Origin of the sequence: Tautonia sociabilis, from assembly GCF_003977685.1 — a bacterium.
Taxonomy (GTDB): Bacteria; Planctomycetota; Planctomycetia; order Isosphaerales; family Isosphaeraceae; genus Tautonia; species Tautonia sociabilis.
This window is the reverse complement of sequence record NZ_RYZH01000074.1, coordinates 1-25,956: the sequence shown is the minus strand read 5'-3', so window position 1 is coordinate 25,956 and position 25,956 is coordinate 1. Positions and strand designations below refer to the sequence as shown.

Genomic DNA, 25,956 nt, shown 5'->3' with positions numbered 1-25,956 from the left:
CCCCCGCCTCGTCTCCCGCTGCCCCACCACCGACACCGTCTTCGTCGCCCGATCCGGCCGCCCGCTGTCGCGCTCCGGCCTCTGGCGGATCGTCAAGACCCACGCCCTCGCCGCCGGCCTGCCCAGCAAGGTCAGCCCCCACACCCTCCGCCACAGCCTCGCCACCCACCTGCTCGCCGGCGGCGCGGATCTCCGCGTCGTCCAGGAGATCCTCGGCCACTCCTCCATCGGCACCACCCAGATCTACACCCGCGTCGAGATCGGCCACCTCCTCGACGTCCACGCCCGCTGCCACCCCCGCGCCGGACGCTCCTCCCCCCCGAAGACGGACTGATCCCGAAGCTCACTCGACACGATCACGTCCGATCCGAGCGATGTGCCCGCCAGCCCCCGTCCCGAAGAAACGCCCGAACCTCTTCAATGGTATAGGGCGGATTGCGCAAATGAACAACCGCATGACAGTTGGGGCAGACCGGGCAAAGGTCTTTGATGGGATCGACCTCGTATGCGCCTCGGATGTGGGAGAGAGGGCGAAGGTGGTGAACGTGAATGAACCCCTCGGCAACCTCCCCATAGACGTCCCCGAGGCTGACCTCGCAGATGCGACATCGCGTGCCGTGATGTTCAAGGCACCGACGGCGGGCGTCCGGGCTGCGTTCGTAGACGTCGACCGGGACGCGCCGGACTTCCCCCTCCGTGATGGTCGTCGTCGCCGCGATCTCCTCGGGCAACAGCAGGGTTGCTCCGTCGACCCAGCCGAGCGCTTCCAGGGCCTGGGCGACCTCGGGACGCATTTCCCACCAGAAACCGTCGTCGGCCTCATGGCCAACGGACCAAGTGGCCCACCACCTGTAACTGCCATTGGGGCGGACATCGGGCTTGAAGCCAATCACGTCGCAGAACGCATGGCCAAGCCTGCCATAAAGCGAATTCACGACGGGATATCCACCTGGGATGTCGGCCAACTCCGCGAGGAGCGTCGCCCTGACGGTACGACGGGGGGCGTTGTACTGCTCGATGAGGAGCCGACGCTGCTCATCGCTCATCCGATCGCCGATCGCATCGAGGCCACGTATGTACTCGTCGATGGTGGGGATGCTCGACAGATCATGAATTCGTGTCGTCATCTCTTGAGAAAACCTCTGAAATCCAGATGAAATGGCGCGTTCTTTCGCGTCGTCGGGTGCCACTGGTGGCAGGGTGGCTGGGGTCGTGTCGATCCCAGCGTCGGAGGTTGTTCGAGCTGGGGTCGACACGACCCCAGCCACCCCACCGGGTGCCACTAGCGGCTTGTCCACCAGTTCTCTGGATCGCCGGAGTGACCGAGCCGCGCGCCTCCGATGGCGAGCCCAGAGACGGCGGGTGGCCGGGGTTCGGGTGCCACGGGGTCCGTCAGCGGAACCCGGGCCCTCGTCGGCCCCGGCACAGGTGGAAGACTACCCGAGGCACTCACCCGAGAGAGGCGAGCCGCCGAACCGACGGTTGCGGAGGGCACCAGCCTCCCCGACCGAGCGTCCACGATCCGCAACCCGAACGCCCCCGCCGCCCAACCTCTGCCTCTCCGGACGAAATGACGTGTCCTTCCGTGTCGCCGACCACTCGTTCGCGCGACAGGAGTTGGGCGATAGAGCGGATCATCTCAAGGTTATTGCCGCGCATGAGCGATTGCAAGAGGTAGGCAGGGGACATTTGGATACGCTCTCGGCCGTCGGGGCCCTTGAGTCGGGCGCCGCCGGCAGATTTTGAGACTGGACCACCCCCCATCCCCCGATGGTGTCGCTGAGGGGCCCGTGCGCGCCGAGCGATCGCGGTGCGTCGGACGGGCCGGAGCAATGGGTATCATCTCATTCCCTGCTCAGTCGAGGCACACCTCGGGGGGAGCACCATGAGCGGCGGCATCTCGCAGAAGCGGATCGAGGCGAACCGGCGGAACGCGCAGCGATCGACGGGACCGAGGACGGACGAAGGAAAAGCACGCAGCCGGGCCAACGGCTTGAGGCACGGGATGGCGGCGGAGGTGCTCGTGCCGGAGGAGGATCGCGTCGCCTATGAACAGGTCCTCGAACGCTGGCGGCGAGAGGCCGGCCCGGACAACGTGGTCGAGGAGCATTTGATTCAACGAGCCGCCGTCCTATCGGTGCGGCTGGATCGGATCGAGCGGGCCAACCAGGAGGCGAGGGAGGCGGCGGCTCGGGAGGCGGTCGCGCGCTGGTATCGGCGGAAGCAGGCGGCGGCGAGGAAGATGGGGCAGCGGTTGATGCTCGATCCGGTGAACGTGATCGAGGAGCTGGAGGCGACGGCGTTTGGGTGCGACTGGCTGATCCGGCACTGGAGGCGGCTGGATAGTCAGATTCGCCTGGGCTCGCGCTGGGACGGGCGCGATCGGGCGCAGGCGATGGCGATGTTCGGGCTGCCCGGCGGGCCTCCGGGACCGGACGCGGGGGAGGACGCGAAGACGCTCTGGACCCTGGCCGTCTCGGTCGGTTACGCGGAACCCAGCGCGTTTGGTGCCTCCGCCCTGCGAGTGGCCTCCTCGGAGGCGGAGAACGCTCCCGCCCAGACCGATCCGGACGCCATCCGAGCGGCGTTGCGCGCGGTCATCGCTCGGCAGATCGAGCGCTTGCGAGCGCTCCGAGATGCCTCGTGGCGGGAGGTCGAGGGGCCCGAGCGCGCCGCGGTCGCCCGGCTCGCGGCGGCGGCGGATACGTCGCAGGAGGGGCAGTTGCGGCATCGGTACGAATCGTCGGCCGACCGGGCCTGCATGGCGGCGATTCGGTTGTTCCTCAATCTGAGGGATCGCCGCCGTCGGGAGTTGCTGGCGATTGCCAGGGAGGCGGCGGAGATCGGGGAGACGCCCCGGGCTCCCGTCGGGGGGGGATGGTGGCGCGAGGTCGATTCCGACCCCGAGCCGCCGGGGTTCGTCCGGATCGGCGCGGATTCGGCGGTCGAGGGAGGGGAGGAGGCGTCGCCGGTTCCCCAGCGCGAGACGGAGGCGTCCGCCGCCGGCGGTGCGCCGTCAGGGGAGGTCGAGGAGGCGTCGGAGCCGGGTCGGATCCCGTCGCCGCCGGTCGGAGCGGGCCAGGCGGCTCCTGACTCGATCCGAACCGAGCGGAGGACCGATCCGGGCGTGCCGAACGACGGAGCGAAGCCAACGAGGCCGAGGGACGAGGGAGCCGTCCGGGACGCAACTCCTTGGAAGGAACGTCGCTTGCGCGGTTGCTCCTTCGCTCCGATCCCCGATTGGGGAGCGCGTGCCGGGTCGCCTCCGAGGGCGGATCGGCGCGTCCTCGAGGGCCGTCGGGCGGAAGGCTGACGGCTCGACGTCGGCTCCGAGCCTTCGGGATGCTCCGGCTGCGATCGCTGGGCTTGCCCTCCCATCCGGGAGGCTCGGGCCGGCGTCCGCTCGGCTCCTGGTTGGGCTCGGGCATCGTCTTGGGGTTCTGGTAGAATGGCCCTCCCCAAGGACGAGGGCGGGCAGGCGGGCCGATGGCGGAGTGGGAAGGACCGGGGACGCCCGAGCGGTCCCCGGAGGGGGCCTTCCCCTGGCCGATCGACCCTGGCCCTCGTTCCGACCGTGCTCCGATCGTGGCGGTCCTCCCCCGCCGTCACCAATGCCTCCCGACCCTGGTGCGACCTCCCCATGACCGGCGCCCTCCGCTACCTCCGGATCTACGGCCAGCTCGCCCGGTACACCCTGGCCCGGGAGCTGTCGTTCCGAGGCAACTTCCTGGTGAAGGTGTCGGTGGAGGTGCTCTGGCTGGGCATCCTGCTGGCCTTCTACCGCGTGGTCTTCTCGAAGACGAGCGTGGTGGCCGAGTGGTCCGAGCCGCAGTACCTCTTCTTCGTCGGCTGCTACTTCGCCATGAACGGCCTGCTGGAAACCCTCTTCCTGGAGAACTGCAACGAGTTCTCCGAGCTGGTCCGCAAGGGGGACCTCGACTTCCTGCTGCTCAAGCCGGTGGACGAGCAGTTCCTCGTCACCTGCCGTCGGATCGACTGGTCGACGGCGCCGAACGTGTTGATGGGAGTGGGGGTCATGCTCCTGTCGCTGGTCAACCTGGGCTGGCCGTTCGACGCCGGCCGGATCGCCGCGTTCCTCTTGCTGTTCTCCTGCGGTGTGATGCTGGCCTACGCCTTCATGGTGCTGCTGACGGCCTCGGGGGTCTGGCTGGTGCGCAACCAGAGCATGATGGAGCTCTGGTGGCTCTTCAGCAGCCTGACCCGCTACCCCCGGGAAATCTACATGAGGGTCGCCTGGGCCGAGCCGATCGGCATCTTCTTCACCTTCGTGGTGCCGTTCCTGCTCGTGGTGAACGTGCCGGCGCAGGCGATGGTGAAGGTGCTCGACTGGCGGATGGTCGCCTTCACCGTTTCGGCCACCGCGGCGAGCCTCTGGGTGAGCCGCCGCTTCTTCCGACGAGCGCTGCGGGCGTACCGCAGCGCGAGCAGTTGATCGGGACCGGGATCCGGGGCGGAATCCCCCCAACCTACATCGGAGGGTCGGACGTGGCGGACCGCTTGCCTTGGCCCAGGACGACCGGGCTGCTGATCAACGGGGCGGCGATGGTGCTGATCCTGGCCGGGATCCGGGCGGCGTCGGACCTGGTCGTCCCCTTCCTGCTGGCGCTGTTCCTGGCGGTGCTGATCACGCCGTCGATCGACGATTTGGCCCGTCTTGGCCTGCCCCGGTGGCTGGCGGTGGGGGTGGTGACGCTGATCTTCACGGTGCTGAGCCTGCTGGGTCTGGCCTACGTCGGCGTCTCGCTCAACGATCTGCTCTGGAAGCTGCCGGAGATTCAGCAGCAGCTTGACGCGCTTCGGGAGCGGGCGATCGCCTGGCTGGAGTCGATCGGCGTGCCGATGCCGGCCGAGGAGGGGGAGACCCCCGTGTTCGACCCGGCCTCGGGAGTCCGCCTGCTCGGCGGGCTGCTCTCCGGCGTGAGGAACGTGCTCAGCGACGGGCTGTTGATCCTGATCACGGTGGCCTTCATCCTGCTGGAGTCCAGCGGCTTTCCGGCCAAGCTGCGGGCGATCACCGGGCCGGAGAGCCCGGCGATGGGCCGGATCATCAAGATCCTGGCCGACCAGCGCCGGTACATGGTCATCAAGACCTGGATCAGCCTTGCCACCGGGGTGCCGGTCGGGCTGGGCCTCTGGCTGATGGGGGTCGACTACGCGGTGCTCTGGGGGGTGCTGGCGTTCTTCCTGAACTTCATCCCGAACATCGGCTCGCTGATCGCGGCGATCCCCCCGGTGACGCTCGCCCTGGTGCAGAACGGCGTCGGGGTGGCGATCGGGGCGACGGCCTTGTTCCTGGCGGTGAACTTCGTGATCGGCTACCTCGTCGAACCGCCGGCGATGGGCCGGGGGCTGGGGCTGTCGACGCTGGTCGTCTGGGTCTCGCTCGTCTTCTGGGGCTGGGTGCTCGGGCCGGTGGGGATGTTCCTCTCGGTACCGCTGACGATGGCCATGAAGATCATGCTCGAGGCGTCGGAAGAGACCCGGTGGCTGGCCGTGCTGCTCGGGCCTCCGATCTCGAGCTCGGGCCCCGCCCGGCCGATTCCCGCCGAGCCCGATCCTCCCCGCCCCGGGTGATCGCGGTGTTCGGCAGGGGCTGAGTCAAGCAGAGCCATTCGGGAGCCAGGGGGATCGGACGTGTCGAGTGCACCGAGTCGGGCGGCGTTGAAGGCGATCATCGAACGCTGCGGCCTGCGGCTGGCCGAGCCGCAGTACGACGCGCTCTGGGCCTACCACCGCCTGCTCCGAGAGGCCGACGCGGAGCTGAACCTGACCCGGATCCGGAACTTTGAGAACATGGTGTTGAAGCACTATGTTGATAGCTTGCTGGTGTTGAAGCACGTCGATCTGCCCTCGCCGCTGGTGGACATGGGCTCGGGGGCCGGTTTGCCGGGGATCCCGCTGAAGATCGCCCGGCCGGAGGTCCACATCATCCTCGCCGAGCCGAGGGGGGCGCGGGCGGCCTTCCTGAGAGCGGCCTGCGAGCGGCTTGGGCTGCAGGGGGCCGAGGTCCACGCCGGCAAGGTGGGGCCCCACTTCACCCGGGCGGTCGAGGGGGTGATCAGCCGGGCCGTGGCCACGATCCCCGAGACCCTGGAGCGCGTGGCCTACTGCCTCCGCCCCGGAGGCCGGATGATCTTCCTGAAGGGCCCGGAGTGTGACGACGAGATCGCCGAGGCCGGGCGCGAGCTGGCCTCCTCCTACCGGCTCGTCGGCGACGTCGCCGACCGCATCCCCGGCACGGAGCACCGCCGTCGGTTCGTCGTCTACGAGCGGCTCGACGCCCCGGTCGTCTCCCGGTCGCTGCCGGCCGGCGAGGTCCCCCGGGCCCGAGCCTTCTCCGGCCCGGTGAAGGAGCTGACCAGCGCCTCGAACCCGAGCTTCCGCCTGGCCCGCGACGTCCTCTCCGGCAGGGGGATCCGCAAGCACGGCCGAACCCTGATCTCGGGCAGCCGGATCGTCTCGGAGGTCGTCGATCACTTCGCCGACCGGGTCGAGGCCTGGCTCACCGGGCCGGACGGCGACCCTCCCCCCGAGGCGCTGGGGGAGACGGCGGCCTGGCTCCGGATCGATCCAAATCTTTTCAAAGAACTAGACGTCTTCGGCACGGGGGGGCCGCTGCTGCTGGCCAGGGTGCCGGCGATGCCCTTGTGGTCGGACTCGGAGCCGTGGCCGCCGGGGTGCTCGCTGTTCGTGCCGTTCCAGGATCCGGAGAACGTCGGGGCCGTGATCCGGTCGGCGGCGGCGTTCGGGGTCGCCCGGGTGATCCTGCTCCGGGAGGCGGCCCACCCGTTCCACCCCAAGGCGATCCGGGCCGCCGGGCCGGCGGTCTTCCAGGTGCCGATCCGCTCGGGGCCGTCGATCGACGCCTTGCGCTGTGAAGGCGCCCCGATGATCCCGCTCGACGTGGATGGGCCGCCGATCGACGCCGGGCCCTGGCCCGATCGCTTCGCCCTGGTCCCCGGCGTCGAGGGCCCGGGGCTGCCCGAGGGGCTCCGGGGTCATCCCGGCCGCCGTCGCGTGCCGATCGCGCCGGGGGTCGAGTCGCTCAACGCGGCCACCGCCGCCGCGATCGCCTTGTTCTCCTGGCGCAGTTCGGCGGGCTGGCCGGGGGAAGGTGAGGAGGTTGCAAATGAATGAAGTTGAATAGATTGTCTTGTTTGAGATGGTCGGAGGTGGGCATGGGTCGGATCGTTGGGGGAGCGGGGGTGGCCGCGATCCTGGCGGCGGCTCTCCTGCTCGGCTTCTCGGGCCTGGTGGCGGCGCCGGGTTCGCTGATCGTCGACGGGGAACGGCCCTGGGTCGACGAGGGCCATCCCCCGGGATCGAGGCCGATCGGCAACGACCTGACGGCCCTGTTCCTGCCGAGGCACCTCTGGCAGTCCTGGTGGTGGCATCAAGGAGCCCGTATTCCAAGATGGGATCCGCGCGGGTTCGCCGGCCGCCCGAACGCGGGGAACCCGCAGGCGGGGATCTGGTATCCGCCGACGTGGCTCTCCTGGACCTCTGGGAGCCCGGCGGCTCCCGGCTGGCTGACGGTGGCCCACCTGTTCTGGGCCGGGCTTGGGGCCGCTGCGCTGGGGAGGGCCGTCGGCCTGGGAGGAGCCGGAGCGACGGCGGCCGGGGCCGTCTTCATGGTGAATCCCTATGTGATCGCGCAGGTGTGCGAGGGGCATCTGCCGCACGTCTGGGCGGCGAGCTGGATGCCCTGGGCGTTCCTGGGGGCGGTCCGGATGCGCCGGGGGGAGCGGATCGGACGGGTCCTGCTGCCGACGAGCCTGGCGATGGCTCTCCTCGCCGGACACCCGCAGGAGGGGCTGTACCTGGCCCTGGCGCTGGGAGCCTGGGCGGCGGCCGACGGGCTGGCGGCGCTCCGAGGCCGCCCCGGCCCGATGCGATCGGGCCAGGTCGTTGCCCGGTGGGGGATCGCCCTGGGTCTGGGGGTCGGCCTGGCGGCGGTGGACTGGGTGCCCGCCCTGGCGGCGAGGCCCTGGGTCGCCGGGCCGCTCGGCGGGGAAGGGGGGGGCGGCTCGGGGCCGTACCATCTGCATGGGTCGAACGCCTGGCAGCTCCTCTCGCCGAGGGCGCTGGGGGGGCCGTCGGACTACCTCGGCCGGGGGAACTGGTGGGAGTCGCTCTGCTCGATCGGCTGGGCGCCGCTGGTGCTCTTGGCGGTTGGGGTGGCCGGCTTCCCGGAGCGTCGGGCGGTGCTCGGGTGGTGCGCCTTGCTGGGAGGGAGCCTCGTCCACGCAGCCGGCGAGGGCCTTGGACTGGCGGCGATCGTCGGGGGGTTGCCGGGATTCGAGGGCGTCCGGGTGCCGGCCCGATCGCTGTTCCTGGCCGCGACGGCGGCCGCCGTGCTGGCGGGGATGGGGGTCGAGGTCGTCTCCCGAACGATCGACCGGCCGAGGGCCGTCCGCAGGGCGAGGAGGTACGGGGCGACGGTCGCCCTGATCGCCCTGGCGGTCGCCTTGGCGGCAGCGCTGCCGATCGAGAGGGGATCGCATGACGATTCGATCCGATCTCTGGCGATCCGGTCGGCGATGGCCTGCCGTCGGATCGCGGGGGACGGGCTGACCGTCTCCTCGGCCCTGGCGACGGGGATCGCCCTGGTCTGGGCGGCGATCCGTCCGGCCGAGGGGAGGGAGGCGGCCTGGTTCCTGGTCGGCGTGGCGATCGTGGAGCTGGCCGCGACCGCCGCGATGGCAGTCCCGCTTTGCCCCCCGGAGCGGTTCCTCTCCCCGGATGCCGTCTCCAGGGCGATCGCCCGGGTTCGCCCTCCCGGGGCGTTCCGGGTCCGGGCCCTCGACCGGATCTATTCCGACCTGGACGCCTGGCGGGACGGCGTGGAGAAGACCAACCTCAACGACCTGTTCCAGCTCCGACGCCCGGCGGAGCTCTACCGGGCGCTCTATCCCATCTTCGACGAGCCCGGCCCCCGGTCGGGGACGCCCCGGACCCTCGACCCCCGGCTGGCTCGGGAGGCGCTCGACCGGCTGGGAGTCGGGCTGGTCGTCACCGACCGGCCCGTCCGGCTCCCGGTCGGCCCGGTCGTCGCGTCGGCGAGCCGGGGAGGGGAACCGATCTCGATCCGAGCCCATCCCGGCGCCTTGCCGAGGGCCTACGTGGTCCCCGATGCCGAGGTGGTCCCGGGGGAAGAGGAGGGGGCGGCGCTCGACCGGCTGGCCGACGTCGACCCGATCGCGGTCGTGCTGATGGGCCTCGACCCGCTCGCCGGGCTCGAAGGGCCGAGGCAGCCGTTCACCCCGGCGCGCTTCGAGGCGGTCGATCCCGACCTCGTGGTCGTCCGGGTGGCGACCGAGGCGCCGGGACTCCTGGTTGTGCTCGACGCCTGGATGCCGGGGTGGTCGGCCTCGGTCGACGGCGAGCCGGCGCCGGTCTGTCGGGGAGACCACGCGTTCCGGGTGGTCCCGATTACCCGGGGGGGGAGCCACGAGGTCGTTCTCACCTACCGGGCGCCGGGGCTGGGGATCGGCTCGGCGATCACGGCGGCCTCGCTGGCGGTGATGCTGGCCGGAGCGGCGAGGAGGGGGACCCGGAAGTCCCGGGGAGACGACCCGCTCGGCCTGCCCCTCAGTGGGGGGGGCCGGCCCCCGCCGGGGGAGGAGGCGGGATGACCCGGAGCTGTCGGACGCGGTGGGCGGACACGTCGATGACCTCGAAGCGGAAGCCGTCCCACGAGAGGCGTTCGCCGACGGCGGGGATGCGGCCGAGGCGGGCGATCACGAAGCCGGCGATCGTGTGATAGTCGCCGGGGGGGAGGTCGCGATGGGCGATCCGGTCGCGGAAGTCGTCGGTCGAGAGCATCCCGTCGACGATCCAGGAGCCGTCGGGGCGGGGCAGCGCCCGAGGGCCGGGGGGCTCACCGGGAGCGGTCAGGTCGCCGACGATCGACTCGAAAAGATCCGTCAATGTGAGCACGCCCTCGACCGATCCGTACTCGTCGAGGACCACGGCGAAGTGGTGGCCGGTCTTCTGGAAGGCTTCCAGGATCTTCAGGCCCCGGGTCCCCTCGTAAAGGAACAGCGGGATGGACAGGCGGCCCTTCAGCTCGACCGGGTGGTGCGAGAGGCCCATCATGAGCAGGTCCTTCACCCGGACAATGCCGAGCACCGCGTCGATCGAGCCGTCGCAGACGGGGAAGCAGGAGTGCGGGCTGGTCGAGACCTTGCGCCGGACCTCCTCGGCCGGGTCGTTGACGTCGATCCAGACGACCTCGCTGCGGGGAGTCATCAGCGCGCCGGCTCGGCGGTCCCCCAGTCGGAGGACCCCCCGGATCATGTCGTGCTCGACCGGCTCGAAGACGCCGTGCTCGATTCCCTGGAGGATCATCTGCTTGACGTCCTCGTCCGTCACTGGGGGCTCGGTGGCGTGCCGGAGCCCCAGCAGGTGCAGGACCAGGTCGGTCGACCAGCCGAGCAGCCGGACCAGCGGCACGGAGACCCGGGAGAGGAGCCGGAGGGTCGGCGCCGTCAGGGAGGCGATCCGCTCCGGAGCGGCCAGGGCGATCCGTTTCGGGACGAGCTCGCCGAGGATCAGGGTCGCGTAAGTGATCCCGACGACGACGATTCCCAGCGCGACCGTCTCGGCCGACTCTCCGATCGCCGGCAGGCGGCGCAGGGCATCGGCCAGGGGCCCGGCCAGCCGGGCGCCGCCGAGGGCGCCGGCGAGGGTGCCGACGAGGGTGATGCCGATCTGCACGGTGGAGAGGAACCGGTTCGGGTCCTCGGCCAGTTCGAGGGCGGCCCGGGCACGGCGGTCGCCGGCCTTGGCCCGGTGCTCCAGCCGCCCCTTGCGAACGGAGACGATCGCCAGCTCCGCGGTGGCGAAGGCCCCGTTGGCGAGGATCAGGGCGAGCAGCCCCGCCAGTTCGATCCAGGGCACGATCGAGGCTCCTTCGACTCCTGCGGGCCCGCCGGGCTCGGCGGCGGGACGAGACGGGACGGGACAGGCGGTTGGCCCGGACGGTCAGACCCACCCCATCCGCTTGCGGACGACCCACTCGACGCCGAGCACGCCGACGAACAGCAGCAGGAACGGCCAGTTGTCCCAGAGCCGATATTCGACCTGGGTCTCGACCCGGCTGAAGGCCTCGGGGTCGAGGTCGTCGAGGAACTGGTCGAGCTGCTCGGGTCGGAGGAACTGGCCGCCGGTCAGCTCGGCCACCTGCCGCAGCAGGGCGATGTTCGCGGCCGGGTTCTCCAGCTCCAGGTCGTCCTGGAAGACGAGGAACCGCGACGACGCCCGGCCGATCTCCGAGCCGTCGGGGGCTCGGCCGATCAGCTCGACGCCGTAGACGCCTGGCGCTCCGGAGGCCGCATACGTTCCCCGGGCCCGCTCTCCCTGGCTGAACAGGTCGACGGGAGCGCCGGCGCCGCGGTCGGGGGGGGTGATGGTCGCCTCGAATCGGGCGTCGGGGATTGGCCTCCCCTGGTCGTCGAAGGCGGCGGCGGTCAGCACGACCGCGCCGCCGACGGCGACCCGGCGGCGGTCGAGCTGAAGCTCAACCCGGGACTCGCCGCGGTCCTCCTGGTGGGCGAGCCAGAGGATCGCCTGGCGCCAGAAGCGGCGGTGGGCGTCCTGGGACTGCTTCGAGGCCCGGTACCACGGCCAGGTCTCGCCGCCGAAGGCGATCACCCGCCCTCGGCCGTCCTGGGCGACCATCAAGGGCTCTCGGGAGGGGGTCTGCGCCCAGACGACGGCCGAGGGCTTCGGCTGGCCGATCCGGCTGGCGCCGGGGATCGGCGGGAGGGCCTGCCAGAGGCTGGCGGTCTCGGAGGGGGTCGGGGCGAGCTGGAGCACGAAGCTGTCGAGCGCCTGGGTGTTCGGCAGGACCTTCAGGCCCCCTTCGGGCTCGATCTGGCCGTCTCCCTGACGCATGGTGGTGGGCAGGACCTCAGCCAGGGGAGTGCCTCCCCAGCCGCCGTCGCCGAAGCTGTCTCGACCGCCGAGCATGATCAGCCCGGCGCCTCCCTCGACGGCCCGAACCAGCGACCGCATCTGGGCGACGGTGAGGAACTCGGCCGGGATGTCGCCGAGGATGTACACGTCGTGGGCGCCGGGCATCAGGTCGCGGTCCAGCTCCTCGACCTGCTGCGCCGACCGGGGAGGGCCGAGCATGACCTTCAGGTTCGCCTGGATTTCCCGGGAGGCGTCGAGCGCCCGGGTGACGTACTTCCCCTCCCAGATGGTGCCCGGTCCCTGCAGGTGCAGGACGTTCAGGCCGCCGGGCAGCACGCTGACGAAGGTGCTGAAGCGGTTGTTCGAGGCGAGCAGCTCGCCGTCCTGATCGGCGACCCGGACGGTGAGCAACTGGTCGCCGGAGGCCTGGGGGGCGTACCGCAGCGGAGGGGTGGTGACGACCTCGGAGTCGGCCGGCACGCGGACGGTGGTCCGAGCGACCGGCTGGTTGGAGCCCTCGGCGAGCAGCTCGACCTCCAGATCCTGCCCGGCGAAGCCTCGGACCCGCAAGGCGCCTCGGACCTCCATCTCGTTCTTGACGAAGACCGCCTCGGGGGCCTGCACGCCGGTGACGGCGATGTCTCGAGAGCCGGCGCCGGCGGCGGCCGAGCCGAAGCCGACGGCCGTGACGGGGACCCCCTGCGCCCTGAGGTTCTGGGCGGCCGTCAGCGGGGCGACCCCGGCGTTCGAGGCGCCGTCGCTGAGCACGACGAGGGCGGCGATCGGCGCCCCGCTCTCGCGGCGGACCGCCTCGAGTAGGGCGGCGCCGAGGGCCGTCTGCATGCCCTCCGGCTCGGCCTGGCCGTCGGGGGCGCCGGCCTGGAGTTCACGGTCGAACCGGTAGTACTTGACCGCCAGGTCGGCGTCGGGGTCGTCGGACGACTCGCCGAGCCGCTCCCGGGAGCGGTCCAGCGCCCGGAGGGCCATCTCCCATCGGCTCCGGCTGTTGGCCTCGTCACTAATCTTCATGCTGGTCGAGGCGTCGACCAGGAAGATCAGCGACACCTTCTGCCTCACCCGCTGCAGGACCAGCAGCGACGGCCGCAGGCTGGCCATCAGGGCCAGCAGGACCGCCGCCAGGCGAAGACCGACGACCAGCCACTTCCGCCGGTCGGCGCTTGCCCGCAGCCTTCGGCGGTAGGGCCAGAGCGTCAGCCCCACCACCGCCGCCGCGGCGAGGAGGACCAGCGCCCCGTGGGCGATCGGGCTGAAGCTCAGGCTGATGCGTTCGCTCATCGGTCGCGTCGGGGTCGATGGGGGGCCGGCGATGGGGGGCTGCTCGCACCGAGTCGAGGGCGGCTGGCGATCGGGAGCGGTCCCGAGCGAGGCGAGATCGTCGCTGGCGACTCGCCCGGTCGCTCTCCCGGCCCCCGAGGTCGTCCTCGTCGCGATGGCTGGTCGCGGATCCCATCAGGGTTACGAAGGCGGCTGGCGGCGGGCGCCGTGGCCCCCGTTCTCGGGACGGATTGCGGATTGGTCGCGAGAGGGCTGGGCATGTTGGTTGTCAATGATCATTTATCGATTTCCTCCTCCGACCGCCACGGCCGCCGGAGTCTCGCGGTGGAATCGGTTGGCCAGATAGTTCTCGGCGGTCAGCAGCAGCAAGATGAGAACCATGATCCAGGGGAAGAGTTCCCGGCCGATGCGGCCGGTGCGCTGGACGCGCTCGATCTCGTCCGGGGAGTTGGCCAGGGCGAAGGCGTCGGGGTCGCCGAAGATGGCCTCGAGCTCGTCGTCCTCGATGGTGCGGAAGTTGGCTTCCTCGGGCCGGGGGTTGATGCTGAAGCCGAGGGGGGGGCGATCGTCGACGCGGCCGGCCTCGCGGCCGGAGGGGAGCACGGCCCAGTGCCCGGGGGCCTCGGGCCCCTCGATGATCAGCTCGGCGGCGTCTCGATCGGGGTTGATCCGTTCGATGAGCCGGTCGGTCGGGCCCTGGACGACGTAGCTTGGGGCCCGGATCGAGGGCTCCAGGGGCAGGATGACGATCTCGCCGGCCTCGTAGTTGAGGCGGGAGCCGGCGGCCCCGGCCAGGTAGGGAACCGTGCGCTGCATCAGCATCAGGAACGACCAGCCGGTGTTGCCCAGGATCGTCGGGAACTCGTTCCAGGCGTCGGGGTCGTCGGGGGTCGGGCGCCGGGAGAGCGGGGTGGTCCAGAGCAGGACTCGGCCGATCTGTGGTCCGTCGAAGGTCGACTCGATCAGCGCCGGGGAGCCGTCCTGGTAGGAGAGCAGCGGGCGGACGGTCGGGGCCTCGATCGGCTGGAAGGAGCGGTAGGAGAACACGGGAATCGAGGCCAGATCCGTCGTCAGCTCCCGGGTGTAGGGGGTGAACAGCGGGTGGGAGGGGTCGGCCAGGCTGCCGAAGGCCGTGCCTCCGGCGGGGGAAACGGGATCCCCCGGCTTGCCGGGCAGGACGGCTCGGGCGGCCTCCGAGGCGTAGTCCGCCGGGTCGGTGTTCTGCCCCAGCGCGATGACCACGCCGCCGCCGTTCCGGACGTACTCGGCGAGCTGGCCCCACGCGGCGGCGGGCAGGCGGGCGACGTTGTTGATGAAGATGCACGCATAGGTCGACAGGTCGCGCGGGAATCGTCCGCGGAACTGCTCGGTGCTCAGGGTTTCGACGCGGTTGGGGATGCCGGTGGCCTGCGGATCCAGGGCGCCGGCGACGAAGGTGGCGTCGATGGAGCGGGGCTCGTCGTCGGGGTCGGGGTCGTAGACGACCAGGACGTCGAAGGCCGGGCTGGACTCGAAGGTGACGAACCGGTCGTCGTCGTGGGGCAGGGGGTCGACGCCCTCGAGCCGGACGGCGGCCTGGTGCAGGCCGGGTTCCAGGCCGGCGGGGGTGCGGAAGGCGACCTCGATCTGGCCGTCGGCGGGCAGCTCGACGTCTTGCTGGCCGCGCTTGGCGCCGTCGAGTTCGAACTCGACCAGGCGGGTTTCGGCCGGGCCGGCGTTTCGGATGGTGGCGACGACCTCGAACGGCCTCCGGCCGTCGGGCTCGGGCTCCGAGGCGGGCCGGGCCTCGACGGAGACGACCGCCGCGTCCCGGACGGACTCGGGGGCCAGTCGGATCAGGAAGGTGGAGACGTCCCGGCCGGAGCGTTCCCGGACCCGGTCCCGGCCGGCGACCCGCTGGCCGACCTCCCAGGAGGAGCGGGCCAGGTCGGTCAGCACGTAGGCCTCCAGGCGGGGCAGGTCGCGTCGGCTCTCGGCCAGGGCCTGGTAGGCGCGTTCGAGCCCCTCGTTGAGCGGGCGATTGGCCGCTCGGAGCTCCAGCCCCTCCAGCCGCTTCCGGGCCGCCGAGGGAGAGACCGGCGCCGGCACGGCGGGCACTCCGGAGTCAATCAGGTAGACCTGGCTGGAATCGGGGAGCTTGCGGAGGATCTGGGCGGCGACCTCCTTGGCCTGATCGAGCCGGGACTTCCCCTTGTCGACGTAACCCATCGACAGGCTGGTATCCACGACCAGGGCCAGCGCGGTGGGGACCTCGCGGTCCCCCAGCGGCACTCGGGCGTTGAGGGCCGGCCGGGCGAGGGCCAGGGCCATCAGGGCGATCAGCGCCATGCGGGCCAGCAGCAGCAGCCAGTTCTTGACGCGAAGCCGCTTGGTCGAGCGCTGATGCCGTTGCTGGAGCAGGCGGAGCGCCGGGAAGACGATCCGCTTGGGGGTCTGGCGCAGCACCAGGTGGATGATCAGCGGCACGACCGCCAGGGCCGCGCCCGCCGCCAGGCCCGCGTGGATAAGGGAGAAGTCCATGGGAGGGGTCGTCTCGTCCCGGAACCAGTGCGAAGCGACGGGGGCCGCGTCAGCCGCGGGCCTGCCGGCTGAGCAGGTAACTCATCAGGGCCTTGTCGAACGGCATCCCGGTGTGCAGGGGCACATAGTCGATCCGGGCCGAGAGGCACTCCTTGCGGTAGCGCTGGCGGAAGGCGGCCAGCTCTTCCAGGTAGTCGGCCTTCATGGCGTTGGCGTCGACCAGGAGCTTCTGATGCGTCTCGTTGTCCTCCAGCTCGACCATGCCGTCGAAGGGGAAGGCGTCTTCGGCCTCATCCAGCACGTGGAAGACGATGACGTCGTGGCCGGCGTATCGGAGGCGGTGGAGGGCCTTGAGGATGGGGTCGGGGTCATCGAGCAGGTCGCTGAAGAGCATGATCAGGCCGCGGTGGCGGATCATGCCGGCCAGTTGGTGCAGGCTCTTGGCCACGTCGGTGACGTCCGAGGGCGCCAGCCGGGAGAGCAGCGAGAGGATGTTGGTCAACTGCGTCCGCTTGCTGCGCGGGGCGAGGCTCTGGCGGATCTTCGAGTCGAAGGCGACCAGGCCGACGGGGTCCTGCTGGTGGACCATCAGGTAGGCCAGCGCGGCGGCGAGGCTGATGCAGTACTCGAACTTGGTGAGCTCCTGGCGGAAGGTGTAGCCCATCGAGGCCGAGAGGTCCATCGCCAGGTAGCCGGTGAGGTTGGTCTCGGCCTCGAACTTCTTGATGTAGAAGCGGTCGGTCTTGGCGTAAACATTCCAGTCCACGTCGGCGATGTTGTCGCCGGCGGTGTACTTGCGGTGCTCGGAGAACTCCACGGAGAAGCCGTGGAAGGGGCTCGCGTGCAGGCCGGCGATGAACCCCTCGATGATGAACCTCGCCCGCAGGTCGAGCCGAGCCACCTGGCGGATGACCTCGGGCTTCAGGTACTGTTCGGCCGTGACGGCCAAGGCTGGTCCTCCGGGGTCCGGGGCGTCGATGCTCGAGTCGCTCCTATTGTACCGGGGCCGACGACGGGGGGCGTCGGACGACCGCCGCCTCGGGTTCAGAAGACCTTGTCCCGCGCCGGCGGCCGGAGCGACTGGCCGGGAGCCCGATCGGGGATCGGGGAAACCGGCCCTGCGGCGACCGGATCGACGCCGAAGTCACCGAGGAGGTCGGTCCCGTCCTGGACATCGCGAGGCTCCCAGTAAGAGGGGGGCGTCCTGGGGTCGGCCGGTCAGGCGGCTCCTCCTCGGCGGTCGTACTTGGGGACGTCGGGTTCGCGGACCTCCTGGACGAGCCGGGTGATCAGGTCGTCGGGGGACAAGCCCTCGGCCTGCGCCTGGAAGTTGGTGCTGATGCGGTGGCGGAGCACCGGGACGGCGACCTTGCGGATGTCGTCGAGCGAGACGCTGAAGCGGCCGTCCATGGCGGCCATCGCCTTGCCGCCGAGGATGAGGTTTTGCCCGGCTCGGGGGCCGGCTCCCCAGTCGATCAGCTCCTTGACGAACGCCGGTGAGTTCGGGTCGCCGGGTCGGGTCGCGCGGACGAGCTTGGCGACGTATTTCACCGCGTAGTCGGAGATCGGCACCGAGGTCACGAGCTTCTGCAGGTTGATGATCGCCCGGGCCGAGAGCACCTTCTTCAGCTCGGGGGACTCCCCCTTGGTCGTGGCCGAGAGGATCTTCTCCTCCTCGTCGAGGGAGGGGTAGCCGACCCGGATGTCGAACATGAAGCGGTCGAGCTGGGCCTCGGGCAGGGGATAGGTCCCCTCCTGCTCGATCGGGTTCTGCGTGGCGATGACGAAGAAGGGCTCGGGCAGCTTCATCGTGTCCTGGCCGACGGTGACCTCGCGTTCCTGCATCGCCTGGAGCAGCGCCGCCTGGGTCTTGGGCGGGGTGCGGTTGATCTCGTCGGCCAGGATGATGTTCGAGAACAGCGGGCCGGGGACGAAGCGGAAGGCGCGCCGGCCGGCCTCGGGCTCCTCCAGCACGTTGGTGCCGGTGATGTCCGAGGGCATCAGGTCGGGGGTGAACTGGATGCGCTTGAAGCCGACGTCGAGGATGCGGGCCATGGAGCTGACGATGAGCGTTTTGGCCAGGCCCGGGACGCCGACGAGCAGGCAGTGCCCCCGGGTGAAGATGGCCGCCAGGATCAGCTCCAGCACCTCGCGCTGGCCGATCACCGACTTGCTCAGCTCGGTGATCATCACGTCTCGGGAGTTGCGGAACTCGTCAAGGAGCTGCGAAATCCGGTCGCCGGAGCTGGCCATGCGTCCTGTCGTCCCTGGGCTGGAGGAGGGCGGGCCCGGCGCGATCCGACGGCGCGATCGCGAGGCTCGGTCGGGGCTCGGACCATTGTAGAAACCGCTGGCGACGCGATTCAAGGACGGCTCCCCGGGGCCGGAGGCTGCCCGATCGCGTGCAGGGCTGCCCTCCGGGCGCGCGTCGGATGCTGGCTCGGCGGGAGGCTCGCGGGCGGGCTGGCCGGGGGCGGTGGGGAGGGCCCTCGCCGTAACCTCCTGGCGGGGAAGGGGGTGCGCCCAGAAGGCGGGAGGTCCGGCCGGCTCGCGCTGATTTCACGAGACGTTCTCCGAACCGTGGTCCGGCGGTTGCTATGGTCGACGGCCACGACCGAAGGGCGGGGAGAGGCTCCTCGCCCCGGCGCGGCCGTTCCCGGCCCCGCCCGGTCCGATCGCCGAGGGCGCCACGCCCCGGCCGATCGCGTGGTCGATCACCCCCCCTGATCCCGGCCGAGGTGGCCGTCCCTCCCCGGACGAGCGCCCCGGGCCGGTCCCCGTCGCCCGACTCCCCGCGGGCGTCGGGCACGCCACGACGGATCCCCACCCCCACGACCCGCCCCACCGGGAGCGGAGCCCGCCTTCTCCTCGCGAATCACGAGCGCCTCATGGCCCAGAACGTCTTCTCCCTGGTCCGGATCACCGGGATCGTCTCGGTTCTTCTGTTCGCCGGGGCTGTTGGCCTCGGCCGCCTCGCTCCCGGCCCGGAGGGCCGCACGGTTGGTCACGGGCCGTTGATCGGCGTCTCCTCGTTCGAGCCGAGGCCGGCGGACGGCTCGTTGGAGGTCCTGGACGTGACCTCCGGAGCGATCCGGACGCTGGAGCTGCCCGACGCCGACCGGGTCGATCTGGCCGTCGGCTCCCCCTGGGTCGACGCCTGGGACCAGGCCCAGATCGTCGGCCGGTGGATGGACGTCTCCTCGGACGGGTTCCTCCGGCACACGGGGCTGGCCCGGGTGTCGTATCCCTCGGGCCGGGTGCTGGAGCGGATCCCGCTGGAGCGCTACCCGATCTCCCCGCCCTGCTGGGGATCGGGGACCTCGGATCGGGTCCTCTACGTCTCGGGGGACGGCGCGCTGTACCGCCTGGATTTCGACGCCCCTGCCGGAGCGCCGGGAGAGGGGGGCCAGCCGGGGCTGCGACGGCTCCCCTGGCGGTCCGAGGCCGGCTCGCCGCCGTACCTGCTCGACGTCTGCCGGGCCGGCGCGGGCCTCGAGGAGGAGATCCTGCTGGTGAGCATCGTCTCTTGGAAGAGGCCGGGCTCGGCCGACTGCGGGCTGGAGTCGGAGATCTGGTGGCTCCGCCTGGACCCGGACGAAACCGAGGTGGTCGCCGCCGGCCCCGTCACGCCGACCGACCCCAAGGGCCGGGACAACCGGCGCCGGCGCCCGGCCCTGGGCCGCCGAGCCGACGGCTCGCTCTGGCTGGCCTACCTGAGCTGGGCCGGCACTCCCGACCGGATGCGGCTGCGGGTGGTCCCCGCCCGGGTCGACGAGCGGACCGGGGCGCCCCGGGTCGACATCGCCGAGGGCACCCCCCTGGCCGACGGATGCCTGAACTCCTTCCCCGCCTTCAGCGAGGGGGGCACCCGGCTCAGCTTCGTCGCCGCCAGCGCCAACGGGCCGATCAGCCAGTCGATCGCGCTGGACGACGCCCCCTCGCCGACCGCCCTGGCCGCCGCCATCGAGCCCGATCGGCCCTGACCTCCTCCTCGGGCGCCGAGGATCCTCCGGTTGACCCCCCCGGGACCGGGCCCTACACTTCGGTGTGGGACAGTTGTCAGTGCTCCGGCCCGGAAGCCGGGGGGCGTGGGGAGTTCGTCGGCGATGCGAAATTCCTGGCGGGGGGGCACTCGACCCTGGGTCGCGGCGGCCCTGGCGGTCGCGATGGTCGTCGGCCCGATGGCGGCCGTCGGCCGGGGCGAGGTCACCTCGGAGCAGGTCCAGCAGGCGATTCGGGACGGGGTTCGCTTTCTCAAGGGGGAGCAGCGTCCCGACGGTTCGTGGCCCGAATACAACCCCCGGTACGCCACCGGCACGACCTCGCTGGCGACCCTCGCCCTGCTGACGGCGGGGGTCCCGAAGAACGACCCGTCGATCGTGGCCGCGCTGCGTCACCTGGAGCAGTTCTCGGCCCGGCAGCTTGGGCAGGTCTACACCGTGGCACTGCAGACGATGGTCTACGCCGCCGCCGACCCGGATCGCTACCGCATCCGGCTGAAGGAGAACGTCGAGTGGCTGGAGGCCGCCCAGATCGGCCCTCGGGACGGGGTCGACGGCGTCGGCGGCTGGACCTACACGGTGCAGAAGGGGCAGTCGGCCGACAACTCGAACACCCAGTACGCCCTGCTCGGCCTGAACGCCGCCGCCGAGGTCGGGGTGCCGGTCGACCCGGACGTCTGGGAGCTGGCCCGGCACTACTGGGAGCAGTCCCAGCGGCTCAACGGCGGCTGGGGCTACACCATGGCCCCGAACAACCAGACCACCGGCAGCATGACCACCGCCGGCATCTCCAGCCTGGTCATCACCGGCCTCCGGCGGATCCAGAGCCGGGAGCTGCTGGTGGGCGATGAGATCCGCAACTGCGGCGAGGGGGGCATCAACCCCAACATCCAGCGGGCCCTGGACTGGATGGGGGCGAACTTCCGGGTCGACACCAACCTCGGTCGGGGGATCACCTGGAAATATTACTACTTGTATGGCCTGGAGCGCGCCGGCCGGCTCAGCGGCCAGCGCTACTTCGGCAGCCACGACTGGTACGTCGAGGGGGCCGAGGAGCTGGTCCACCTGCAGGACCGCCTGCTGGGGAGTTGGCCGCGCAACGCCGGCGAGGACAGCCCGGTGCTGACCACCAGCTTCGCCCTGCTGTTTTTGGCCAAGGGACGGGCGCCGGTGCTCATCAACAAGCTCCGCCACGGCGTCGGAGACAACTGGGACATCCACCGAGAGGGGGTCCGCAACCTCGTCGACGCCGTCTCGGCCGACTGGAAGACGCTGCTGACCTGGCAGGTGGTCAACCCCGACGTCGCCTCGGTCGAGGCGATGCTCCAGGCCCCCATCTGCTTTCTTAACTACCACGAGCCGATCGGTCTGGGGGAGGACGGCAAGCGGAACCTCCGCTCCTACGTCGAGCAGGGGGGCTTCCTCTTCGCCGAGGCCTGCTGCGGCAGCCGGGAGCACGACCGAGGCTTCCGCGCCCTGGTGGCCGAGATCTTCCCTCCCGATCAGGGGTACGAGCTGAAGCCGCTGAGCGAGGACCACCCCGTCTACCGCTCCCGCCACCGGCTCAGCCCCGAGTCGGCGCCGCTGTTCGGCATTGACCTGGGCTGTCGGACGGTGCTCATTTACAGCCCGAACGACCTGTCCGGCTACTGGAACTTCATGCCCAGCCAGCCGGACAACGCCGCCGTGCTCCGGGCCACCCGGATCGGCGAGAACGTGGTGGACTACGCCACCGGCCGAGAGCCTCCGCCGGACAAGCTCGTCCCCCGAGAGGTGGTCGACTTCCAGCTCGAGCTGCCCCGCCGAGGAGCGCTGCAGATCGCCAAGCTCCGCCACGCCGGCGGCTGGAACGTCGCTCCGCTGGCGATCCCGAACCTGACAACCGTCCTCCGCCAGCGCATCGGCTACGACGTGGTGATCAACCACCGAGAGCTGCTGCCGACGGATCCCAACCTGATCAACTTTCCGCTGATTTATATTCATGGCAACGCCGCGTTCTCGCTTTCCGACGCCGACATGGAGGCTCTGCGCTCGCATCTCGACCCCGGCGGCGGCACCTTCTTCGCCGACGCCGCGTGCGGCTCTCCGGCCTTCGACACCGCCTTCCGCCGCTTCATCGCCGAGCTGCTGCCCGATCACGAGCTGGAGGTCATCCCCCCCGACGATGAGCTCTATACCGCCCGAGTCGGCTTCGACCTCTCCGACGTCCAGTACACCAAGGCCGCCGGCGGCGACACGGCCCGCCCCCGCCTCGAGGGCGTGAAGATCGACGGCCACTGGGCCGTGATCTACTCCCCCTACGACATCGGCTGCGCCCTGGAGCGTCAGCAGGGGCTCGACTGCAAGGGCTACACCCACGAAAGCGCGATGCGGATCGCCGCCAACGTGGTGATCTACGCGACGCTGCCGTGATCGGCGAGGGCCCCGGTGCGGTGAACCCCGAGTGGCCCGGCGCCGGCCCGAGGTTCCCTGGTGGTTCGACCGGCGGTTCCGGCGGCGGCCGTCAGTTCCCCTCGGCCAGGAGATCGATCCGGCGGATGTAGGCCGTCGCGTCGAACTTCTTCCTCGTGCGCTCGAAGCTCATGGATCGGACGGTGCCGTAGATCGGACGCTCGGGCCAGGGGCGGTCGTGGGTCCCGCCGATCGCCCAAGAGATGCCGGTATAGCCGTTGGGATCGCGGCCGTCCATCTCGTACCGATCGTTCAGATCGACGGCGACGGCAAAGGCGGAAGCGGCGTCGGGAGACCATTCGAGAATCTTCTTGGCCCAGTACATTCGCAAATAGTTGTGCATGCGTCCGGTGAGGACCATTTCCTTCTGGGCGGCGTTCCAGAGGGGGTCGTGGGTGGCGCCGGCCTCGAGCTGTTCGGGGGAATAGTGATGCGGCCGGGGGTCGTGGGCATGCCTGGCCAGGGTCGAGAGGGCCCAGGAGGGGCAGCCCTCCAGGCGGTCGTAGTCCGGGTTGCGGGCGACGAAGTTGACGGCCAGCTCTCGGCGGACGACCAGCTCTTCCAGGTAGGCGTCGACGTGCTCCTTGCCGGCGTCGGCTCCCATCGCGGCCAGGGCACACCGCACGGGGCTGATGTGGCCGAAGTGCAGGTGGGCGGAGAGTTCGCTGGTCATGTACGGGGTCGGCTCGTTCCGCCGGGAGGCGTACTGGGGGAGGCGGTCGGCCACGAAGCGGGCCAGGCGGGCCTTGGCCTCGGCCGGACCTCCCCGATAGCCGGGGACCTCGCTGACGCCGCCGACCTTGAGCGTCGTGAGCAGGGCGTCCGGGTCGATCGCCTCGCCCCGGGGGATCGTCCGGCCCCGCCAGGAGACCTCGGCCCGGGGCTCGGGACCGGGGGGCTTGAGGAACTCCCGCCAGACCCGGTGGATCTTCGGCCGGATCGTCCTGGCGGCGTATTCCTGCCTGGGGAAGAGGGAGGAGGGGACGACCACGTCGCCGTCGACGCACCGGAAGGGGACCTCGATCCGCCCGGCCACCGAGTCCCGCCACGCCCGAGGGCCGCGCAGGGGATTCTCGTCCCCCACGAGGAAGGCGGGCCGCACCTCCCGGCAGAGCGCGGCGATCACCTCGTCCGGCTCCCCCAGCCGGAGCACGAACGCCACACCGCGCTTGGCCAGGCCGTCCCGGATCTCGGGCATCGCGTCGAGGAGGAAGCGATAATGCCGTCGCTGGGCGGCGGGGTACGATGCCGTGAGCCCGAAGGCGGCGAGCACCGGCAGGCCCAGCGCGTTGCCCAGGGCGATCGCCAGGTCGAGGGCCGGGCTGTCCTCGGCCCGCTGCGACCGCTGCATCCAGTAAAGGACGCAACGCCCTCCGTCGGCCGGCCCGCCCTCCCGCAGCACCCGAACCCTCGGATCCGGGCGCATCAGCTCGTCGATTCCCAAGGCCGAATCCTCCGATCGCTTCCCGGCCCGCCGCGATCTCGCCCGTGGCCTCCTCAACTCCCCCTCCGAGAAGTGTAGGAAGCCGGCCAGGGCCAGCGGTTCGATCAGTCGACAACACGTCTTTCACAAGAACTTCACGCCATTCTCGAGTCATCCTGCGTAGAATCGTTCGAGCCGAATCGGTTGATCGCATCAGCGTTCCTGCTCGGCTCGACTGGTTCGCATCCTCGATCGACACGAGACGGGCGCCCCCCCGAGCCGTTCCGAGCCCAGCCGGGCCGGTTCGAGCGCCCGGCGTCATCCTCCCTCGACGGCGAGGGGGGCGCTGCCGCTCATTCGAATTTTTCTTATTCTGATTCCATTCTTTGAGGTTCCCGAATCGATGTCTCGACTTCGCCACGATCTCCCGCGACGCGGCTTCACCCTGATTGAGCTGCTGGTGGTGATCGCGATCATCGGCGTGCTGATCGCCCTGCTGCTGCCGGCCGTGCAGAGCGCCCGAGAGGCGGCCCGGCGGGCGCAGTGCACGAACAATCTGAAGCAGATCGGCCTGGCCGTGGCCAACTACGAGAGCGCGCACGGCTCTTACCCCCCCGGCCGGCTGGCTCCCGACTGGGTCCTGCCGAACGGCCAGCCGAATTCGGGCTATTACTCGAACTACAACACCGTGGACAACAACCCGAACGCCGGCCACTGGACCGGGTACTTCTCCGTCCACGCCCACGTGCTCGGGTTCATGGAGCAGACGGCCGCCTTCGACGCCCTGAACTTCTCGGCCGCCAACACCTCCCGGCTGACGAACAACAACCGGGCGACGGTCCTCTCGCCGAACTACACCTCGTTCGCGATCGCCTCGACGATCTTCATCTGCCCGTCGGACCCGAATACCGACAGCGGGGTGAGCGAGAACAACTACCGCTACAACTTCGGCGGCAGCACCACGCACGCCGGCGCCGCCAGCTGGTCCAACAACGCGGCGCGCACCGCCCTGGGCAACGGCGCCTTCACCTACGGCCGGGCCCTCAAGCCCTCCGACTTCCGAGACGGCCTGAGCAACACGGTCATCTTCGCCGAGCGGGACAAGGGCAGCGGTGTCGACGTCTCCTCGACCCCCCCCACCCGGACGGACATCATCACCTCTCCCCAGCGGCAGACCAGCCCCGTCAGCCTCGCCGATCAGGAGCGGCACCTCCAGGCCTGCGGCGGTTACGTTCCGGCCGTCAGCGGCTTCAACTTCTCGACCCCCGGCCGGTGGCTTTCCGGCAGCGACTACACCAACGGCTGGCCGCTCGCCCGGTACTCGAACACGATGTACAACCACGTCGCCCCGCCCAACTGGAAGGGCCAGGACTGCGGCATGGCCAGCGCCATCGACGACGTGCCCGGCGAGCACGCCATCATCTCCGCCCGAAGCTCGCACCCGGGAGGCGTCAACGTCGCCTTCGGCGACGGCTCGGTTCGCTTCATCAAGGAGTCGATCGACCTCGGCTCGTGGCGGGCCCTGGGCACCCGGGCCGGCGGTGAGGTCGTCAGCGCCGACCAGTACTGACCCGCCCCTCCCCCTCCCGGTCCGAGCCCGGGGCCGCTCGACCCCCCCGACTCGGACCGACGCCCTGCCCAGGACCTCCCCCATGCCTCCCCTCCCGACCGCCCGACTTGCGATCGTCCCGGCTCTCTTGGCCGTCCTGTTGCTGGCCGGCTGCGGAGGCCCCTCCGAGGTGGACCTCGCCCCCGAGGACAATCCGACGTTCGGGCCCGGCGGGGGCCCGCTCTCCCCGCTTCCGGGAGACGGCGCCTTCGAGGTCGGCACGGAGGAGCAGGGGGGCAAGGTCCGGCTGGTCGTCACCTTCTTCGCCAGCGAGGAGGCCAATGCCCCGCTCTCCCCTCCTCCGTCGGGAGTGAGCATCGACCTGGCCCTGCCCGACGGCTCGACCGAGCCGGTCTCCCTCGCTCCGGACCCGAGCGATCCCTCCCGGTTCGTCTCGAGCCCGGGGGACTACCAGGTCGATCCGCTCCTGGGCACCCTGAACGCGACGGTCGGCGGCGATCCCGTCTCGGTCGCGTTCTCCGGAGTCCGCTACTGAGGTGCTCGGGGGGAGCCGCCGCTCTCCCCCCCCCCATCAGGCTTCCGTGCCCTCAGCCACGCCTCCTCCCTACACTTCTTGTCATCGCCTCGCGCGCCGATCATCATTATGTCGTGCTCGGTCGGGTGTGACCGACGAATGATGTAGATCGGGCCGGTTCGTCCGCCTATGCTGGGGCTCCCCTCACACTCCGGGAGCCACCGCCATGGCCGCCACCATC

Annotated in this window: 17 protein-coding genes; 11 read left to right on the top strand and 6 right to left on the bottom strand. The window is 70.7% G+C overall.

Annotated features, from left to right (window positions below; all coding sequences use genetic code 11):
* The 7 genes from TsocGM_RS23795 to TsocGM_RS23765 form a co-directional block, all read left to right on the top strand.
* A partial coding sequence (locus tag TsocGM_RS23795; RefSeq protein WP_148114893.1) for a tyrosine-type recombinase/integrase occupies positions 1 to 334 on the top strand: 334 nt, incomplete at its 5' end.
* 109 nt (positions 335 to 443) lie between these two features.
* Positions 444 to 1,157: a hypothetical protein gene (locus TsocGM_RS23790; protein WP_126727956.1), complete on the top strand. Its 714-nt coding sequence runs from the start codon at positions 444 to 446 to the stop codon at positions 1,155 to 1,157.
* A 728-nt stretch (positions 1,158 to 1,885) separates the two neighbouring features.
* Positions 1,886 to 3,313 carry a hypothetical protein gene (locus TsocGM_RS23785; protein WP_126727955.1) on the top strand — a complete coding sequence of 476 codons (1,428 nt, stop codon included), beginning with the start codon at positions 1,886 to 1,888 and terminating at the stop codon, positions 3,311 to 3,313.
* Positions 3,314 to 3,640: 327 nt separating this feature from the next.
* Positions 3,641 to 4,453 carry an ABC transporter permease gene (locus TsocGM_RS23780; protein ID WP_126727959.1) on the top strand — a complete coding sequence of 271 codons (813 nt, stop codon included), beginning with the start codon at positions 3,641 to 3,643 and terminating at the stop codon, positions 4,451 to 4,453.
* A gap of 53 nt (positions 4,454 to 4,506) precedes the next feature.
* Positions 4,507 to 5,595: an AI-2E family transporter gene (locus tag TsocGM_RS23775; protein ID WP_126727954.1), complete on the top strand. Its 1,089-nt coding sequence runs from the start codon at positions 4,507 to 4,509 to the stop codon at positions 5,593 to 5,595.
* 87 nt (positions 5,596 to 5,682) lie between these two features.
* Complete coding sequence (rsmG, locus tag TsocGM_RS23770; RefSeq protein WP_233579155.1) at positions 5,683 to 7,158, top strand: 16S rRNA (guanine(527)-N(7))-methyltransferase RsmG; 1,476 nt, start codon at positions 5,683 to 5,685, stop codon at positions 7,156 to 7,158.
* Between the two features lie 41 nt (positions 7,159 to 7,199).
* Positions 7,200 to 9,656, top strand: a complete 2,457-nt coding sequence (locus tag TsocGM_RS23765) for a glycosyltransferase family protein (RefSeq protein WP_126727952.1) — start codon at positions 7,200 to 7,202, stop codon at positions 9,654 to 9,656.
* Here the strand turns inward: TsocGM_RS23765 and TsocGM_RS23760 are convergent.
* From TsocGM_RS23760 to TsocGM_RS23740, 5 genes are all read right to left on the bottom strand, one after another.
* The gene (locus TsocGM_RS23760) at positions 9,613 to 10,923 is read right to left on the bottom strand and encodes a hemolysin family protein (RefSeq protein ID WP_233579154.1); all 1,311 of its coding nucleotides are present in this window, start codon (positions 10,921 to 10,923) and stop codon (positions 9,613 to 9,615) included. The two genes, TsocGM_RS23765 and TsocGM_RS23760, sit on opposite strands and share 44 nt — an antisense overlap.
* 84 nt (positions 10,924 to 11,007) lie before the next feature.
* Complete coding sequence (locus TsocGM_RS23755) at positions 11,008 to 13,236, bottom strand: VWA domain-containing protein (protein WP_126727950.1); 2,229 nt, start codon at positions 13,234 to 13,236, stop codon at positions 11,008 to 11,010.
* A gap of 279 nt (positions 13,237 to 13,515) precedes the next feature.
* Positions 13,516 to 15,756: a vWA domain-containing protein gene (locus tag TsocGM_RS23750; protein ID WP_126727949.1), complete on the bottom strand. Its 2,241-nt coding sequence runs from the start codon at positions 15,754 to 15,756 to the stop codon at positions 13,516 to 13,518.
* A gap of 49 nt (positions 15,757 to 15,805) precedes the next feature.
* Positions 15,806 to 16,705 carry a DUF58 domain-containing protein gene (locus tag TsocGM_RS23745; RefSeq protein WP_126727948.1) on the bottom strand — a complete coding sequence of 300 codons (900 nt, stop codon included), beginning with the start codon at positions 16,703 to 16,705 and terminating at the stop codon, positions 15,806 to 15,808.
* Between the two features lie 269 nt (positions 16,706 to 16,974).
* The gene (locus tag TsocGM_RS23740; RefSeq protein WP_233579153.1) at positions 16,975 to 18,009 is read right to left on the bottom strand and encodes an AAA family ATPase; all 1,035 of its coding nucleotides are present in this window, start codon (positions 18,007 to 18,009) and stop codon (positions 16,975 to 16,977) included.
* Positions 18,010 to 18,644: 635 nt separating this feature from the next.
* Between TsocGM_RS23740 and TsocGM_RS23735 the strand changes: the two genes are divergently transcribed.
* Together TsocGM_RS23735 and TsocGM_RS23730 are read left to right on the top strand one after the other, a co-directional pair.
* Positions 18,645 to 19,739 carry a hypothetical protein gene (locus TsocGM_RS23735; RefSeq protein ID WP_126727947.1) on the top strand — a complete coding sequence of 365 codons (1,095 nt, stop codon included), beginning with the start codon at positions 18,645 to 18,647 and terminating at the stop codon, positions 19,737 to 19,739.
* 123 nt (positions 19,740 to 19,862) lie between these two features.
* Complete coding sequence (locus TsocGM_RS23730) at positions 19,863 to 22,169, top strand: DUF4159 domain-containing protein (RefSeq protein WP_233579152.1); 2,307 nt, start codon at positions 19,863 to 19,865, stop codon at positions 22,167 to 22,169.
* A 91-nt stretch (positions 22,170 to 22,260) separates the two neighbouring features.
* Here TsocGM_RS23730 and TsocGM_RS23725 read toward each other — a convergent pair whose 3' ends face one another.
* The gene (locus TsocGM_RS23725; RefSeq protein ID WP_126727946.1) at positions 22,261 to 23,652 is read right to left on the bottom strand and encodes a deoxyribodipyrimidine photo-lyase; all 1,392 of its coding nucleotides are present in this window, start codon (positions 23,650 to 23,652) and stop codon (positions 22,261 to 22,263) included.
* Between the two features lie 382 nt (positions 23,653 to 24,034).
* Here TsocGM_RS23725 and TsocGM_RS23720 point away from each other — a divergent pair, with 382 nt between their 5' ends.
* Entirely contained in the window at positions 24,035 to 25,201 is a 1,167-nt protein-coding gene (locus TsocGM_RS23720) for a DUF1559 family PulG-like putative transporter (RefSeq protein ID WP_126727945.1), read from the top strand.
* Between the two features lie 82 nt (positions 25,202 to 25,283).
* The gene (locus tag TsocGM_RS23715; protein ID WP_126727944.1) at positions 25,284 to 25,736 is read left to right on the top strand and encodes a hypothetical protein; all 453 of its coding nucleotides are present in this window, start codon (positions 25,284 to 25,286) and stop codon (positions 25,734 to 25,736) included.
* Positions 25,737 to 25,956: the final 220 nt, after the last annotated feature.